The 15142-nt window shown below is 40.8% G+C and carries 15 protein-coding genes and 2 pseudogenes; 15 read left to right on the plus strand and 2 right to left on the minus strand.

Annotated elements, in window-relative coordinates; all coding sequences use genetic code 11:
* The first annotated feature begins 56 nt into the window (after window positions 1–56).
* Entirely contained in the window at window positions 57–1400 is a 1344-nt protein-coding gene (locus GOM47_RS03010; RefSeq protein ID WP_235081018.1) for a DEAD/DEAH box helicase, read from the plus strand.
* A gap of 46 nt (window positions 1401–1446) precedes the next feature.
* Here GOM47_RS03010 and GOM47_RS03015 read toward each other — a convergent pair.
* Window positions 1447–2107 (minus strand): annotated as a pseudogene (locus GOM47_RS03015) (IS30 family transposase); the annotation flags it as partial.
* A 339-nt stretch (window positions 2108–2446) separates the two neighbouring features.
* On the opposite strand from GOM47_RS03015, the gene rpsF reads away from it, so the two are divergent.
* From rpsF to GOM47_RS03075, 12 genes and pseudogenes are all read left to right on the plus strand, one after another.
* A complete protein-coding gene (gene rpsF / locus GOM47_RS03020) occupies window positions 2447–2737 on the plus strand; it encodes a 30S ribosomal protein S6 (protein WP_001151782.1) in 291 nt (96 codons plus the stop codon).
* An 11-nt stretch (window positions 2738–2748) separates the two neighbouring features.
* Window positions 2749–3219 (plus strand): single-stranded DNA-binding protein SsbA, encoded by a 471-nt coding sequence (gene ssbA / locus GOM47_RS03025; RefSeq protein ID WP_000609595.1) that lies wholly within the window; start codon window positions 2749–2751, stop codon window positions 3217–3219.
* A 31-nt stretch (window positions 3220–3250) separates the two neighbouring features.
* The gene (gene rpsR / locus GOM47_RS03030; protein ID WP_000068664.1) at window positions 3251–3490 is read left to right on the plus strand and encodes a 30S ribosomal protein S18; all 240 of its coding nucleotides are present in this window, start codon (window positions 3251–3253) and stop codon (window positions 3488–3490) included.
* A gap of 235 nt (window positions 3491–3725) precedes the next feature.
* Window positions 3726–4235, plus strand: a pseudogene (locus tag GOM47_RS03035) (GNAT family N-acetyltransferase).
* Window positions 4236–4316: 81 nt separating this feature from the next.
* A complete protein-coding gene (locus GOM47_RS03040; protein ID WP_235081019.1) occupies window positions 4317–5717 on the plus strand; it encodes a bifunctional Cof-type HAD-IIB family hydrolase/peptidylprolyl isomerase in 1401 nt (466 codons plus the stop codon).
* Between the two features lies 1 nt (window position 5718).
* Entirely contained in the window at window positions 5719–6078 is a 360-nt protein-coding gene (locus GOM47_RS03045; RefSeq protein ID WP_125424627.1) for a S1 RNA-binding domain-containing protein, read from the plus strand.
* 35 nt (window positions 6079–6113) lie between these two features.
* A complete protein-coding gene (locus tag GOM47_RS03050; protein WP_235081020.1) occupies window positions 6114–6860 on the plus strand; it encodes a tRNA1(Val) (adenine(37)-N6)-methyltransferase in 747 nt (248 codons plus the stop codon).
* Complete coding sequence (locus GOM47_RS03055) at window positions 6850–7134, plus strand: GIY-YIG nuclease family protein (protein WP_235081021.1); 285 nt, start codon at window positions 6850–6852, stop codon at window positions 7132–7134. The genes GOM47_RS03050 and GOM47_RS03055 overlap by 11 nt, the downstream gene beginning before the upstream one ends.
* 85 nt (window positions 7135–7219) lie before the next feature.
* A complete protein-coding gene (locus GOM47_RS03060) occupies window positions 7220–8167 on the plus strand; it encodes a manganese-dependent inorganic pyrophosphatase (protein WP_235081022.1) in 948 nt (315 codons plus the stop codon).
* 74 nt (window positions 8168–8241) lie between these two features.
* Window positions 8242–8754 (plus strand): YiiX/YebB-like N1pC/P60 family cysteine hydrolase, encoded by a 513-nt coding sequence (locus GOM47_RS03065; protein ID WP_235081023.1) that lies wholly within the window; start codon window positions 8242–8244, stop codon window positions 8752–8754.
* A complete protein-coding gene (locus GOM47_RS03070) occupies window positions 8738–9388 on the plus strand; it encodes a DUF1803 domain-containing protein (protein ID WP_235081024.1) in 651 nt (216 codons plus the stop codon). The genes GOM47_RS03065 and GOM47_RS03070 overlap by 17 nt, the downstream gene beginning before the upstream one ends.
* A 101-nt stretch (window positions 9389–9489) precedes the next feature.
* Window positions 9490–9690 (plus strand): CsbD family protein, encoded by a 201-nt coding sequence (locus GOM47_RS03075; protein ID WP_235081025.1) that lies wholly within the window; start codon window positions 9490–9492, stop codon window positions 9688–9690.
* A 36-nt stretch (window positions 9691–9726) separates the two neighbouring features.
* On the opposite strand, the gene GOM47_RS03080 is transcribed toward GOM47_RS03075, so the two are convergent.
* On the minus strand, window positions 9727–11172 hold the full coding sequence (locus tag GOM47_RS03080; protein ID WP_235081026.1) for a UDP-N-acetylmuramoyl-L-alanyl-D-glutamate--L-lysine ligase: 1446 nt from the start codon (window positions 11170–11172) through the stop codon (window positions 9727–9729).
* 105 nt (window positions 11173–11277) lie between these two features.
* Here GOM47_RS03080 and GOM47_RS03085 point away from each other — a divergent pair, with 105 nt between their 5' ends.
* On the plus strand, window positions 11278–12900 hold the full coding sequence (locus tag GOM47_RS03085; protein WP_235081027.1) for a polysaccharide biosynthesis protein: 1623 nt from the start codon (window positions 11278–11280) through the stop codon (window positions 12898–12900).
* Between the two features lie 208 nt (window positions 12901–13108).
* On the plus strand, window positions 13109–15067 hold the full coding sequence (locus GOM47_RS03090) for a peptide ABC transporter substrate-binding protein (protein ID WP_235081028.1): 1959 nt from the start codon (window positions 13109–13111) through the stop codon (window positions 15065–15067).
* Window positions 15068–15142: the final 75 nt, after the last annotated feature.

Here is a 15142-nt window from a genome sequence, read left to right on the forward strand (position 1 = left end):
TACTGAAAATGTTCAAAATATGGTATAATGGTTGGAAGAATAGAATCGAGGATAGTATGTCATTTACGAAATTTCAGTTTAAAAACTATATAGAAAAGGCTTTGGAGGAGTTGAAATTTACAACTCCGACAGAGGTTCAAGATAAGTTAATTCCTATTGTCTTGGCAGGTCGTGACTTGGTCGGTGAGTCAAAAACAGGTTCAGGAAAGACCCACACTTTCCTACTTCCCATTTTCCAGCAATTGGATGAAAAGAGCGATAGTGTGCAAGCAGTGATTACGGCTCCAAGTCGTGAGTTAGCTACTCAGATTTACCAAGCAGCTCGTCAGATTGCAGTCCACTCAGATGTTGAAGTCCGTGTGGTTAATTGTGTGGGTGGTACGGATAAGGCGCGTCAGATTGAAAAACTTGCCAGCAACCAACCACATATCGTTATCGGAACGCCAGGGCGTATCTATGACTTGGTCAAATCTGGTGATTTGGCTATTCACAAGGCTAAGACTTTTGTAATTGATGAAGCCGATATGACCTTGGATATGGGATTTTTGGAGACCGTTGATAAGATTGCAGGAAGTCTTCCAAAAAACTTGCAATTCATGGTTTTTTCAGCAACTATTCCAAAAAACTTGCAACCGTTCTTGAAAAAATACTTGTCAAATCCTGTCATGGAAAAAATCAAGACTAAGACAGTCATCTCAGATACGATTGACAATTGGTTGATTTCGACCAAGGGCCGCGACAAGAATGCTCAAATTTACCAGCTGACTCAGTTGATGCAGCCTTATTTGGCAATGATTTTTGTTAACACAAAAACACGTGCTGATGAGTTACATGCCTACTTGACTGCTCAAGGCTTGAAGGTAGCTAAGATTCATGGGGATATTGCTCCTCGCGAGCGCAAGCGGATTATGAATCAGGTGAAAAATCTGGATTTCGAGTACATTGTCGCAACAGACTTGGCGGCGCGTGGGATTGATATTGAAGGTGTCAGTCATGTTATCAATGATGCCATTCCGCAAGACTTGTCCTTCTTTGTACACCGAGTTGGACGGACTGGGCGCAACGGTCTACCTGGTACAGCTATTACTCTTTACCAGCCAAGTGATGACTCGGATATCCGTGAGTTGGAGAAATTAGGAATCAAGTTTACTCCTAAGATGGTCAAAGATGGAGAGTTTCAAGATACCTATGATCGTGATCGTCGTGCCAACCGTGAAAAGAAGCAGGATAAGCTTGATATCGAAATGATTGGTTTGGTCAAAAAGAAAAAGAAAAAAGTTAAACCGGGTTATAAGAAGAAAATCAAATGGGCGGTTGATGAAAAACGCCGCAAAACCAAGCGTGCTGAAAATCGCGCACGTGGCCGTGCAGAGCGGAAAGCCAAACGCCAAACATTTTAAGAACAAATTGGAGTTGAATGGCTCCTTCGCTAAATTTCAAATTCAAGTTAGCCAGCAAGAAGTCTTCTCTAGGAGACTTGTAGTCCAAGCATTTTTTAGAATAGTTGTTGATCCAATTTTCGATGAAGGCGACTTCTTTAGGAGTCGTTTTCTTAGTTCCTGTAGGTAACCATCTACGAATGAGCCTATTGTGATTCTTATTGACTCCCCTTTCCCAAGAGGCATAGGGGTGTGCATAGTAGATATGCTCCTTAGAAAATACATCAGATAAGCGGTTGAATTCCGTTCCATTATCTGCCGTGATGGAAAGAATTTGATGCTGTTTTAAGATGAGTTTTAGAGCCTGATTGACGGACTCAGCGCTTTTATTTGGAATTAATCGAATAATTTGGTGTCTGCTCCTTCGATCCGTCAAGACAAGCAAGCAGTGGTTTTTCGCTCTTGTAAGTAAAACCGTATCAATCTCATAGTGACCATTCTCCAATCGAAGATTGATAGCCTTAGGGCGCTGTTCGATAGACTTCCCAGCAGGTTTAAAGTGGGTGCCAGCTTGTTTCTTGACAGTTTTTCCTTTTCTAGGATAGAGGAGCTTTTCCAAGCAGAGAGGCGATTTCTCTATTTGATTTTCCTTCATTTTTCCATCGTTCGATTAAACGACGGCTATGGATTGTCAAGTGTTTGCCTTTTGTAGTATAATTGTTTTGCATCTCTGTGCCTTTCTTGTGTTTGTGGTGAACAACAAGTATAACACAGAGATGTTTTCTTATTCCTAAATGATCTTTCATTTGACAACATCTTCAAACCTATTATCAAATGAAATCAGGAGCTAACTATAAGTTAGTTAAATCATTACATTTTTAGGAAGGCTGGGTGGCTAACTTCATTATAGAACTTTCAAATTTCTAAGCAATAGAGTTATTTTTTCACTTTTATCTTTTTTCTCTTGCCATCTACTAGCTTTTCTAGTATAATAGTTTATTGTGAGCAAACCTCACTTACCCCTTGCAAAGACTAGGGGTCATTAGACCAAAAGGAGGAACATATCAATGGCTAAATACGAAATTCTTTATATCATTCGTCCAAACATTGAAGAAGAAGCGAAAAACGCTTTGGTAGCACGTTTTGACTCTATCTTGACTGACAACGGTGCAACTGTTGTTGAATCAAAATCATGGGAAAAACGTCGTCTTGCATACGAAATCCAAGATTTCCGTGAAGGACTTTACCACATCGTTAACGTTGAAGCAAACGACGACGCAGCTCTTAAAGAGTTTGACCGTCTTTCAAAAATCAACGCTGACATTCTTCGTCACATGATCGTCAAACTTGACGCGTAAGAAGGTAGATTATGATTAACAATGTTGTACTTGTAGGGCGTATGACTCGTGACGCTGAGTTACGCTATACCCCATCAAATGTAGCAGTTGCGACTTTTACTCTTGCAGTAAACCGTACATTCAAGAGTCAAAATGGCGAACGTGAGGCTGATTTCATCAATGTCGTTATGTGGCGCCAACAGGCTGAAAATCTTGCTAACTGGGCTAAAAAAGGCTCTCTTATCGGGATCACAGGTCGTATCCAGACTCGTAGTTACGATAACCAGCAAGGACAACGTGTCTACGTAACAGAAGTCGTGGCTGAGAATTTCCAAATGTTGGAAAGCCGCGGAGTGCGTGAAGGACATTCAGGTGGAGCTTATTCTGCACCAACTGCTGGCCAATCAGCACCTGCAAACCCAGTACCAGACTTTTCACGTTCTGAAAATCCATTTGGAGCAACCAATCCATTGGACATTTCAGATGATGATTTACCATTCTAATGGACAATTAATACTATAAAGGAGAAAAAACATGGCTCAACAACGTCGTGGCGGATTCAAACGCCGTAAAAAAGTTGATTACATCGCAGCAAACAAAATTGAATATGTTGATTACAAAGATACTGAGCTTCTTAGCCGTTTCGTTTCAGAACGTGGGAAAATCCTTCCTCGTCGTGTAACAGGAACTTCAGCTAAAAACCAACGTAAAGTAACAACAGCTATCAAACGCGCTCGCGTAATGGCTTTGATGCCTTTCGTAAACGAAGATTAAAAAAAAGACCCTTATGGGTCTTTTTTTCAGGTCCAGTGGACCTCTTTTTTACGAGCTTTGAAATGAGGGAGCGAGTTCAGGTCCTGAGGACCTCTTTTTCAGATTTTTATGGGTATCTGTTAGAAACAGCTACTTTTTGACCTAGTAGAATTTTAATTTTAGCCAGCTAGTTCTTTTTCTTTTTATCTTCATTCTCATGCTATAATGGTAGGAGAAAACTTTAAAGGATCAGCTTATGAAGACAATATGTTCAATTAGAGAAATGCAAGAATCTGACATTAAAGATCTATCCCAAGGTTTTATCAATCAAGGTTGGCCGAGTAGAGAAGAAATTTTGGCTAGATATTTTCTTGAACAAGAATGTAGGGAGAGAGAAGTCTTAGTTGCAGAGGTTGGGGGTGCTTTAGCAGGTTATATCACAATTTTGCCCTGCGCTAAGCAGGGGCCTTTTGCAGAAATCTATCCAGAACTCTCAGATTTCAATGTCTTTGAGCCCTTTCAAAATTAAGGTATTGGAAATCTCTTGCTGGAAGAAGCAGAAAAACGAGTTAGGCTCATATCGGATAAGGTGACCCTTGGTGTTGGTCTCCATTCAGGGTATGGACCTGCCCAGAGATTGTACATCAAACGAGGCTATATTCCAGATGGAACAGGAGTTTGGTATCGAAACCAACCGTTGGAAATGAATGTCACTATTCAAAATAATGATGATTTAGTTCTGTATTTATCCAAAGAATTTGAATAAGAGGTAGCGAATTTTTTGAAGATATGGGATTTCTCTACTTTATGGTATAATGGAAAGAGTTAGATTGAAAGAGGTAGAGAGATGGATGCGAAATTAAAATACAAGGCAAAGAAGATTAAGATTGTCTTCTTTGATATTGATGACACCCTGCGTACGTCAAAGACAGGTTTTATTCCAGCTACGATTCCCACGGTTTTTAAGCAGTTGCGAGAAAAAGGGATTTTAACAGGAATCGCCTCTGGGCGTGGCATTTTTGGTGTTGTTCCAGAGATTCAAGATCTCAAGCCTGACTTTTTTGTAACTCTGAATGGTGCCTACATAGAAGATAAAAAAGGAAATGTCGTTTATCAGCATCAGATTGAGAAGTCAGATGTAGAAGAGTACATTTCTTGGACCAAAAAAGAGGGGATTGAATACGGCTTGGTTGGTAGCCATGACGCCAAACTCTCCACGCGAACAGAGTTGATCAGTCAGGCTATTGATCCGATTTATCCAAACTTAGATGTGGATCCGGATTTCCATGAAAAAGTAGATATTTATCAGATGTGGACCTTTGAAGATAAAGGAGATAGCTTGCACTTACCAGAGTCCTTATCAGATAAACTTCGCATGGTGCGTTGGCATGAACATTCATCTGATATCGTGCCGATTTCAGGATCCAAAGCAACTGGTGTGGCAAAGGTGGTAGAACATCTAGGCTTGAAACCAGAGAATGTTATGGTCTTTGGGGATGGTCTCAATGACTTGGAACTCTTTGATTATGCTGGAATCAGTATTGCTATGGGTGTTTCCCATGATAAAATTAAAGAAAAAGCAGATTATATTACAAAAACAATAGAAGAAGATGGCATTTTTGATGCCTTAGAAGGATTTGGTATGGTAGAAAAAGAATTGCATTTCCCACAAGTAGAAATTGAAACAGTAGAAGGTCCCCTTGCGACTATTAAGACAAATCACGGAGACTTGCGTATCAAGCTCTTCCCTGAACAGGCTCCCAAAACAGTGGCCAACTTTGTTGCTCTTTCAAAAGACGGTTACTATGATGGTGTCATTTTCCATCGTATTATCAAGGACTTTATGATCCAAGGTGGAGACCCAACTGGTACTGGTATGGGTGGTGAGTCAATCTACGGCGACTCTTTTGAAGATGAATTTTCAGAAGAACTTTATAATGTTCGTGGGGCTCTTTCTATGGCCAATGCTGGGCCAAATACCAATGGCAGTCAGTTCTTTATTGTGCAAAACCAACACTTGCCATACTCTAAGAAAGAGATTGCGCGTGGTGGTTGGCCTGAACCAATCGCTGAAATCTATGCAGAGAAAGGTGGAACTCCTCACCTTGACCGTCGTCACACTGTTTTTGGGCAATTGGTCGATGCAGAATCTTTTGCAGTCTTGGATGCCATTGCAGCCGTTGAAACTGGTGCTATGGACAAGCCAGTTGAAGATGTAGTTATTGAAACGATTGAAATTGAGGACTAATATGAAAATTGGTGATAAGCTAAAGGGGCGTATTACAGGAATTCAGCCCTATGGTGCCTTTGTCGAATTAGAGACAGGGGTGATTGGGCTGATTCATATTTCAGAGATTCGGACAGGATTTATCGAAAATATCTATGAAGTTTTGAAAATTGGTGAAGAAGTGCAAGTTCAGGTTGTTGATTTAGACGAATTTTCAGGTAAAGCTAGTCTATCTATTCGCACTCTGGAGGAAGAAAAGCATCAATTGCCAAGACGGAGACGTTTTTCAAATGATCGTATCAAGCACGGTTTTGCACCACTTGGGCGAATGATGCCGATCTGGACAAAGGAAGCCCTCAACAATCTGAAAGAGAAAAACTAGTCTATTAGATTTCGTATCTTTTATTAAAATCGTATATGCAAGAACAATTATTAAAACCAGGAGAGCGAATCAATCAGCTCTTTTCGACAGATATCAAGATCATTCAAAATAGAGAAGTGTTTAGCTATTCGGTGGATAGTGTTCTCTTGTCACGCTTTCCTCGCTTTCCCAAAAATGGCTTAATTGTGGACTTTTGTGCTGGAAATGGTGCGGTTGGACTTTTCGCAAGTAGTCGTACCAAGGCAAAAATTCTCTCGGTAGAGATTCAGGAGCGCTTGGCAGATATGGCAGAGCGTTCGGTTCGGTTGAATGGATTGGAAGAGCAGATGCAGGTTATTTGCGATGATTTGAAAAATATGCCTGCACGCATTCAGGGAAGTAAGGTGGATATGATTTTGTGTAATCCGCCTTATTTCAAGGTGGATCCGCATTCCAATCTCAATGAGAGTGAACACTATCTCCTAGCAAGACACGAAATTGCGACTAATCTTAAGGAAATCTGTCGAAGTGCTCAGAGTATTCTCAAGTCTAATGGTCGTTTTGTCATGGTTCATCGTCCAGATCGACTTTTGGATATTCTAGACATGCTTCAACGCCACAATTTGGCACCCAAGCGCCTGCAATTTGTCTATCCTAAACGACAGAAGGAGGCCAATATGCTCTTAATCGAAGCTATCAAAGATGGATCTATTAGTGGCTTCAAGGTCCTGCCACCACTCATTGTTCACAATGATGATGGCTCCTACACGCTAGAAATTCAAGAGATTTACTATGGATCATAAGGCATATATGTACGTGGTGGAGTGCCGTGACGGTTCTTACTATACGGGCTATACAACGGATGTTAAGAAACGCCTTGCCGTTCATAATAGTGGTAAGGGAGCCAAGTATACCCGAGCTCGCTTGCCAGTCAAACTCATCTATGTAGAGGGCTTTGCTAGTAAGGAAGAAGCCATGTCTGCAGAGGCTCTCCTCAAACGAAAGAAACGTCCACAGAAAGAACGATTTCTATCCGAAAATCAAAAGAAAAATCTAGTCAACCATATTGAAATCTAACGAGGAGTCCTTTGACTCCTCTTACTTTTGTCAAAAGAGGAAAAAAATGCTAAAATAAGATGAATAAATTAAAAGAGGTATTATCATGTCTAAGATTCTAGTATTTGGTCACCAAAATCCAGACTCAGATGCCATCGGGTCATCTGTAGCCTTTGCTTATCTTGCAAAAGAGGCGTATGGATTGGACACAGAAGCAGTAGCTCTCGGTACTCCTAATGAAGAAACAGCCTTTGTTTTGAACTATTTTGGTGTTGAAGCACCACGTGTCATCACATCAGCTAAAGCAGAAGGGGCAGAGCAAGTTATCTTGACTGACCACAATGAATTCCAACAATCTGTTTCAGATATCGCTGAAGTAGAAGTTTATGGTGTTGTAGACCACCACCGTGTAGCTAACTTTGAAACTGCAAGCCCACTCTACATGCGTTTGGAACCAGTTGGATCTGCGTCTTCAATCGTTTACCGAATGTTCAAAGAACACGGCGTAGCAGTTCCTAAAGAAATTGCAGGTTTGATGCTTTCAGGTTTGATTTCTGATACCCTTCTTTTGAAATCACCAACAACTCACCCATCTGATAAAGTGATTGCGTCTGAATTGGCTGAATTAGCTGGAGTCAACTTGGAAGAGTACGGTCTTGCTATGCTGAAAGCTGGTACAAACTTGGCTAGTAAATCTGCTGAAGAATTGATTGACATTGATGCTAAGACTTTTGAACTCAACGGAAATAAGGTTCGTGTTGCCCAAGTGAATACGGTTGATATTGCTGAAGTTTTGGAACGTCAAGCTGAAATCGAAGCAGCAATGCAAGCGGCTAATGCGGCAAACGGCTACTCTGACTTTGTTTTGATGATTACAGACATCGTAAACTCAAACTCAGAAATCCTTGCTCTTGGGTCAAACATGGACAAGGTCGAAGCAGCATTTAACTTCAAACTTGAAAACAACCACGCTTTCCTTCCAGGTGCTGTTTCACGTAAGAAACAAGTGGTGCCTCAGTTGACTGAAAGCTTTAATGGGCAAGTTCCTGAGTGATGATTGAAACGTGGAAACACTTGTTTTCCATATAGCTAAAGGGGTTTCGGCTCCTTTTTTTCTAGGAGAGAAAGATGTTAGAAAATGGCGATTTGATTTTTGTGAAGGATCTTTCAGATATGGGGCAGGCCATCCAGGCTTCTACGGGGTACTATAGTCATGTAGCCATCTTTTTGGACGGTTTCATCTACCATGCTAGTGGGCAAGCAGGTGTTATTTGTCAAGAACCGGCTAATTTTTTTGAACCGACTCATCTCTACGATCTTTATGTCTACCCAGAGATGGAAGTTGACTTGGTAAAGGAGAGAGCTAGAAAACATTTAGGTGCACCCTATAATGCCTCTTTTTATCCAGATGGGTCTGGCTTTTACTGCTCCCAGTATATTGCTGAAATCTTACCGATTTTTGAAACTATTCCCATGAAATTCGGGGATGGGGAGCAGGAAATTAGTGATTTTTGGAGAGAATATTACAGGAAACTCGAACTTCCAGTGCCCCTGAACCAGCCAGGGACCAATCCCAGTCAGTTGGCAGCATCTCCTCTTTTAGAATGTAAAGAAAGGAATCTTCATGATTCAGATTTTTAATCCTTCTCGTTTGACTCGACAACCATTTTTTATAGATTTGGTTGACTATTTGGACCAGCATGATGATGTTATCCTCCGGGAGATAAAGGCTCAGTTTCCAGATGTGGCAGTTGATAAACTCATGGAAGAGTATATAAAGGCAGGTTTGATCCTAAGGGAAAACAAACGCTATTTTCTCAATCTCCCTTTTCTAGAATCAATTGATGACCTAACACTTGACCAAGAAATTTTTATAAAAGAGGACAGTCCAGTCTATCAAGACTTGGTGGAGAAGACTTTTGAGACGGAATTGCGCAATCAAACCAATGCAGCCATTTTAATCGAACATACGGACTTTGCAAGAGAAAAGATGACCCTATCCAACTATTTCTACAAGGTCAAGCACCAATATCCTTTGACAGAAAAACAGCTGGAACTCTATACCATTTTGGGAGATGTCAATCCTGAGTACGCCCTCAAGTATATGACGACCTTTTTACTGAAGTTTCTCAAAAAGGACCAGCTCATGCAGAAACGGCATGATATCTTCGTTGAGAGTCTAGTCGTCTTGGGCTATGTAGTGCAAAACGAAGAAGGGAAGTATGAGTTGTCTGTTGATTTCGACAAGGAACGGTTGACTTTCTATTTGTCTTAATTGTTTGCTTTTGAGCAGATTGTTTGACTTTGCTAAAGAATAAGCATAAACTGAATGTAAGCGATAACGTTTATCGTATTAAAAGCAAAGGAGACAGAGCTATGTCACTTGAAAATAAATTGGATCAAGCAACTGGTGCTATCAAAGAAGGATTTGGTAAAGTTACTGGCGATAGCAAGACAGAAGCAGAAGGTACTGTAGAAAAAACAGTTGCGAAAGCAAAAGAAGTTGTAGAAGATGCTAAAGGTGCTGTAGAAGGTGCCGTTGAAGGTCTTAAAAATTCAATTAAGAAAGAAGACTAAAAAAACCAAGGGAAAGCTTCCCTTGATTTTTTGATTTTATAGGTAACGTTCTGCGATAGCTGCGTCTCCAGGATAGTCTTCTTTCTTTCCTTGGACGATTTGGTAGCAATCAGCTCCCTTACCTGCAATAATCACGGCATCAAGTTCTTGATTTGTGATGGCCATCGCCGCCTTGATGGCTTCTTCACGATCGGCAATCTTTTCAACAGGATGACTGATGTAGCTGCTGATTTCATCTGCAATCACCATTGGATCTTCATAGTTGGGGTCATCAGCGGTGAGAAAGACTTGAATCTCAGGATGTTGATTGAGAAGGAGTCCAAAGTCTTTGCGACGACTTTCACCCTTGTTTCCAGTCGAACCGAGAACCAGAGCGATTTTTCCAGTTTGATGGGTTTCAACCACATTGATGAGTTTTTTCAGACTGTCTCCATTGTGAGCATAGTCGATGAAGACCTTGGCTCCATTTTTCTGCGTGAGGACTTCCATACGTCCAGGAACGCGGGTTGCAGCGATCCCTTTTTTGACGTCTTCAAGACTGGCACCTAGACGAAGACAGGCAAGTCCTGCAGCAACTGCATTTTCTTGGTTAAAGTGGCCAATGAGTTGGATATCATAATCACCAGCGAATTTACCTGTAGCTGAAAAGCTAAAGGCTTTGGAGTTCTCGATTTGGTTACTTGACTGGCTACCATAGAAGTCATGGCCTTGATTTGCCACTTGTTCTTTTAAGACTGAAAAATGGTCCATGTCGCTATTAATGACAACTGCTCGGCTATTCTCCATCAAGAGACGTTTGTGGTAGAAGTAATCTTCAAAACTAGGATGCTCAATCGGACCGATATGATCAGGGCTGATATTGAGGAACACTCCTACATCAAAAGTCAGACCATAGACGCGTTTGACCAGATAGGCTTGACTAGAGACTTCCATGATGAGATGGGTTCTACCATTCTTAACAGCCTGAGCCATCATATCAAAGAGATCAATGCTCTCAGGAGTTGTGAGGGCAGATTTAAAGAAGGTCTTACCATCTAAGGTTGTATTCATGGTAGACAGCATAGCTGGGCGACGGTGTTGAGCCAAGATGTTATAGGCAAAATAGGCCGCTGTTGTCTTACCCTTAGTCCCAGTGAAAGCGATAATTTTGAGCTTTTCTTGTGGATTGCCATAAAATTCCATAGCAATCAAACTCATGGCTTTTTTGATATCGTTCACAACGATGACGGGGATACCGACTTCGTAGTCCTTTTCTGCGACATACCAAGCCAAACCTTGACTTATAGCAGAAATGAGATATTCTTTTTTAAAGGCAGCGCCTTTGGCAAAAAAAAGAGTGCCTTCTTTTACTTTTCTGCTGTCGTAACCGATGCTATCAAAAACAACTTCACTGCAGTTGTAGTGGTAATGACCTTGGTCAATAATCTCACGAAAAAGGCCATCTTTCTTTAAAATATCTAATACGGTTTCAATCTTAATCATACTTTCTATTATAAACTTCAAGCCCGAATTTTACAAGTAACAAGGAAAAGTTTATAATGGAAGATAAGGAACTTTTCCTAGTTATCAAAATTGAATGAGGAAACTATGTCTAACGAAAACAATCACCAGCAAGCCCAAATGTTGCGAGGGACTGCCTGGCTAACAGCTAGTAACTTTATCAGTCGCCTTCTTGGGGCGATTTACATTATCCCCTGGTACATCTGGATGGGAACTTATGCCGCTAAGGCAAATGGTCTCTTTACCATGGGCTACAATATTTACGCCTGGTTCTTGCTGATTTCGACAGCGGGTATCCCAGTTGCGGTCGCCAAACAAGTGGCTAAGTACAATACCATGCGAGAAGAAGAGCACAGCTTTGCCTTGATTCGGAGTTTTCTAGGCTTTATGACGGGCTTGGGACTAGTCTTTGCCTTGGTCTTGTATCTCTTTTCTCCCTGGTTAGCAGACTTATCAGGTGTGGGGAAAGACCTAATTCCTATCATGCAGAGCTTGGCATGGGCGGTCTTGATTTTCCCATCTATGAGTGTCATCCGGGGCTTCTTCCAAGGGATGAACAACCTGAAACCCTATGCTATGAGTCAAATCGCTGAGCAGGTGATCCGTGTTATCTGGATGTTGTTGGCTACTTTCATCATCATGAAAATCGGATCAGGGGATTACTTATCAGCGGTTACTCAGTCTACCTTTGCAGCCTTTGTGGGGATGGTGGCAAGTTTTGCAGTTTTGATTTATTTTCTTTCTAAGGAGGGACTGCTCCAAAAGGTATTTGAAACACGAGATAAGATTAATAGCAAGCGACTCTTGGTTGATACCATCAAGGAAGCCATTCCCTTTATCCTGACAGGATCAGCCATCCAGCTCTTCCAGATTTTAGACCAGATGACCTTCATCAATAGCATGACCTGGTTTACCAACTACAGCAATGAAGACTTGGTTGTTATGTTTTCTTATTTCTCTGCCAATCCCAATAAAATCACCATGATTTTAATCTCTGTTGGTGTCTCGATTGGAAGTGTCGGCTTGCCGCTGTTAACGGAGAACTATGTGAAAGGCGACTTGCAGGCGGCGGCTCGTCTTGTCCAAGATAGTCTAACCATGCTCTTTATGTTTCTTTTACCAGCAACAGTTGGGGTCGTCATGGTAGGGGAGCCTCTCTATACAGTTTTTTACGGTAAGCCAGATAGTTTGGCTATGGGCTTGTTTGTCTTTGCGGTTTTACAGTCTACTATTTTAGGCTTGTATATGGTCTTGTCTCCTATGCTTCAGGCTATGTTTCGCAATCGCAAGGCAGTTCTTTACTTTGTCTATGGATCAATTGCTAAGCTAGTCTTGCAGTTACCAGCTATTGCCATTTTCCATAGTTATGGTCCCTTGATTTCAACGACCATCGGTCTCATCATTCCAAATTTTTTGATGTACCGAGATATTTGTCAGGTGACGGGTGCACGTCGTAAGATTATCTTAAAACGGACAATTTTGATTATGATTTTGACAATGGTCATGTTTATTCTGGTTGGTTTTCTACAGTGGATTTTAGGATTTTTCTTCCAACCAAGTGGACGCTTCTCGAGTTTCCTTTATGTAGCCCTCATCGGAGGTCTCGGTGGAGGGCTCTATGGTTTAATGAGTCTTGGCACTCACCTATTGGATAAGATTATTGGGAAACCTCAAGCAGACCGCCTACGAGCAAAATTTAAACGATCTTAACAAAATAGATTTATAAATAAAAGGAATAAATTGGGCTTTTCTACCATAAAAAGCTTAGTTTGTTCTCTTTTTTATTAAAAAGAGGGATAAAAATCTAAAATTTGTAGAGAAAATAATATAATTTCGACCTTTTGTGATAGAAATCGCTTGACTAAATAAAACCAAAGCTGTATAATAAGACAAATCTTTAAAACAGGAGGTTCTGGAAATGAAAAAGTCTAAGGCCAAGTATCTGACACTTGCAAGTGTCGTGTTAAGCGCAGGTATCTTACTGAGCGCATGTGGAAACTCAAGTAGTTCTTCTAAAACATATAACTATGTTTATTCGAGTGATCCATCTAGTTTGAACTATCTAGCAGAGAACCGTGCAACAACCAATGATATCGTTACCAATCTGGTAGATGGTTTGATGGAAAATGACCAATATGGGAACTATGTTCCATCTTTGGCAGAGGATTGGACCGTTTCCAAGGACGGTTTGACTTATACCTACAAACTTCGTAAAGATGCCAAGTGGTATACATACGAAGGTGAAGAATACGCACCTGTAACTGCTCAAGACTTTGTGACAGGTTTGAAATATGCGGCAGATAAAAAATCTGAAGCCTTGTACTTGGTTCAAGAATCTGTAGCAGGTTTGGATGACTATATCAACGGTAAAACAACAGACTTTTCAACTGTCGGTGTGAAGGCGATTGATGACCAAACAGTTCAGTACACTTTGACACGACCAGAGCCTTACTGGAATTCAAAAACAACATCCACCATTCTCTTCCCTGTCAATGCCGACTTCTTGAAATCAAAAGGGGATGATTTTGGTAAGGTAGATCCTTCTAGCATTTTGTACAATGGACCTTTCTTGATGAAATCTTTTGTTTCAAAATCTGTTATTGAATACAAGAAAAATCCAAATTACTGGGATGCTAAAAATGTCTTTGTGGACGATGTGAAATTGACTTACTATGATGGTAGTGACCAAGATGCCCTAGCTCGTAACTTTGTAGAAGGAGTCTACAGCTACGCTCGTCTCTATCCAAATAGCTCAAGCTTTGAAGGAATTAAAGAGAAGAACAAGGATAATATCATCTATAGTATGCAAACCGCAACTTCTTATTACTTGAACTTCAATTTGGACAGAAAATCTTATAACTTCACGTCTAAATCCTCAGATATCGAAAAGAAATCAACCCAAGAAGCAGTTCTGAATAAAAACTTCCGCCAAGCCTTCAACTATGCTTACAACCGTACAGCCTATGGAGCTCAATCTCAAGGGGAAGACGGAGCAACGAAGATTATTCGTAACTTGGTTGTACCTCCAACATTTGTAAGTATCAACGGAAAAGACTTTGGTGATGTTGTTTCAGAAAAGATGGTCAACTATGGCCAAGAATGGCAAGGAATCAACTTTGCAGATGCGCAAGATCCATACTACAATCCTGACAAGGCTAAAGCTAAATTTGCAGAAGCTAAGAAAGAATTGGAAGCTAAGGATGTGCAATTCCCAATCCACTTGGATGTATCTGTAGACCAATCATCTAAAAAAGGTGTACTTGAAGCGAGCTCTTTGAAACAATCCATCGAATCTGTTCTGGGAGCTGAGAATGTGGTTATCGATATCCAACAATTATCAACAGATGACTTCGATAATTCTAGCTACCTCGCTCAAACTGCAGCTCAAAAAGACTTTGATATCTATAATGGTGGTTGGGGTCCAGACTATCTAGACCCATCAACCTACCTCGATATCTTAAATGTCAATAACGGTGGTATGTTGCAAAACCTCGGTCTAGAACCAGGTGAGGTCAATGACAAGGCTAAGGCAGTTGGTCTGGATACTTACACTCAAATGTTGGAAGAAGCGAACAAGGAGCAAGATCCAGCGAAACGTTATGAAAAATATGCTGAAGTTCAAGCTTGGCTCGTTGATAGCGCCCTTGCAATTCCAAACGTCTCCCTTGGTGGAACACCTGGCTTGAGAAAGACAGTTCCATTCTCAGCGCCATTCTCACAAGCAGGAAATAAGGGTGTCGAATCATACAAGTATCTCAAGTTACAAGATAAGACTGTAACGGCTGATGAGTATGAAAAAGCTAAAGAAAAATGGCTGAAAGAAAAAGAAGAATCAAATAAAAAGGCCCAAGAAGAACTGGCAAAACACGTTAAATAACCAGTCTATTCAACAGGAAAAACGATAGTTCCTTAAGAAACTATCGTTTTTATATAGTTTGGAACTATAACTAGC

It is taken from the genome of Streptococcus oralis, assembly GCF_021497945.1.
Classification (GTDB): domain Bacteria; phylum Bacillota; class Bacilli; order Lactobacillales; family Streptococcaceae; genus Streptococcus; species Streptococcus oralis_BR.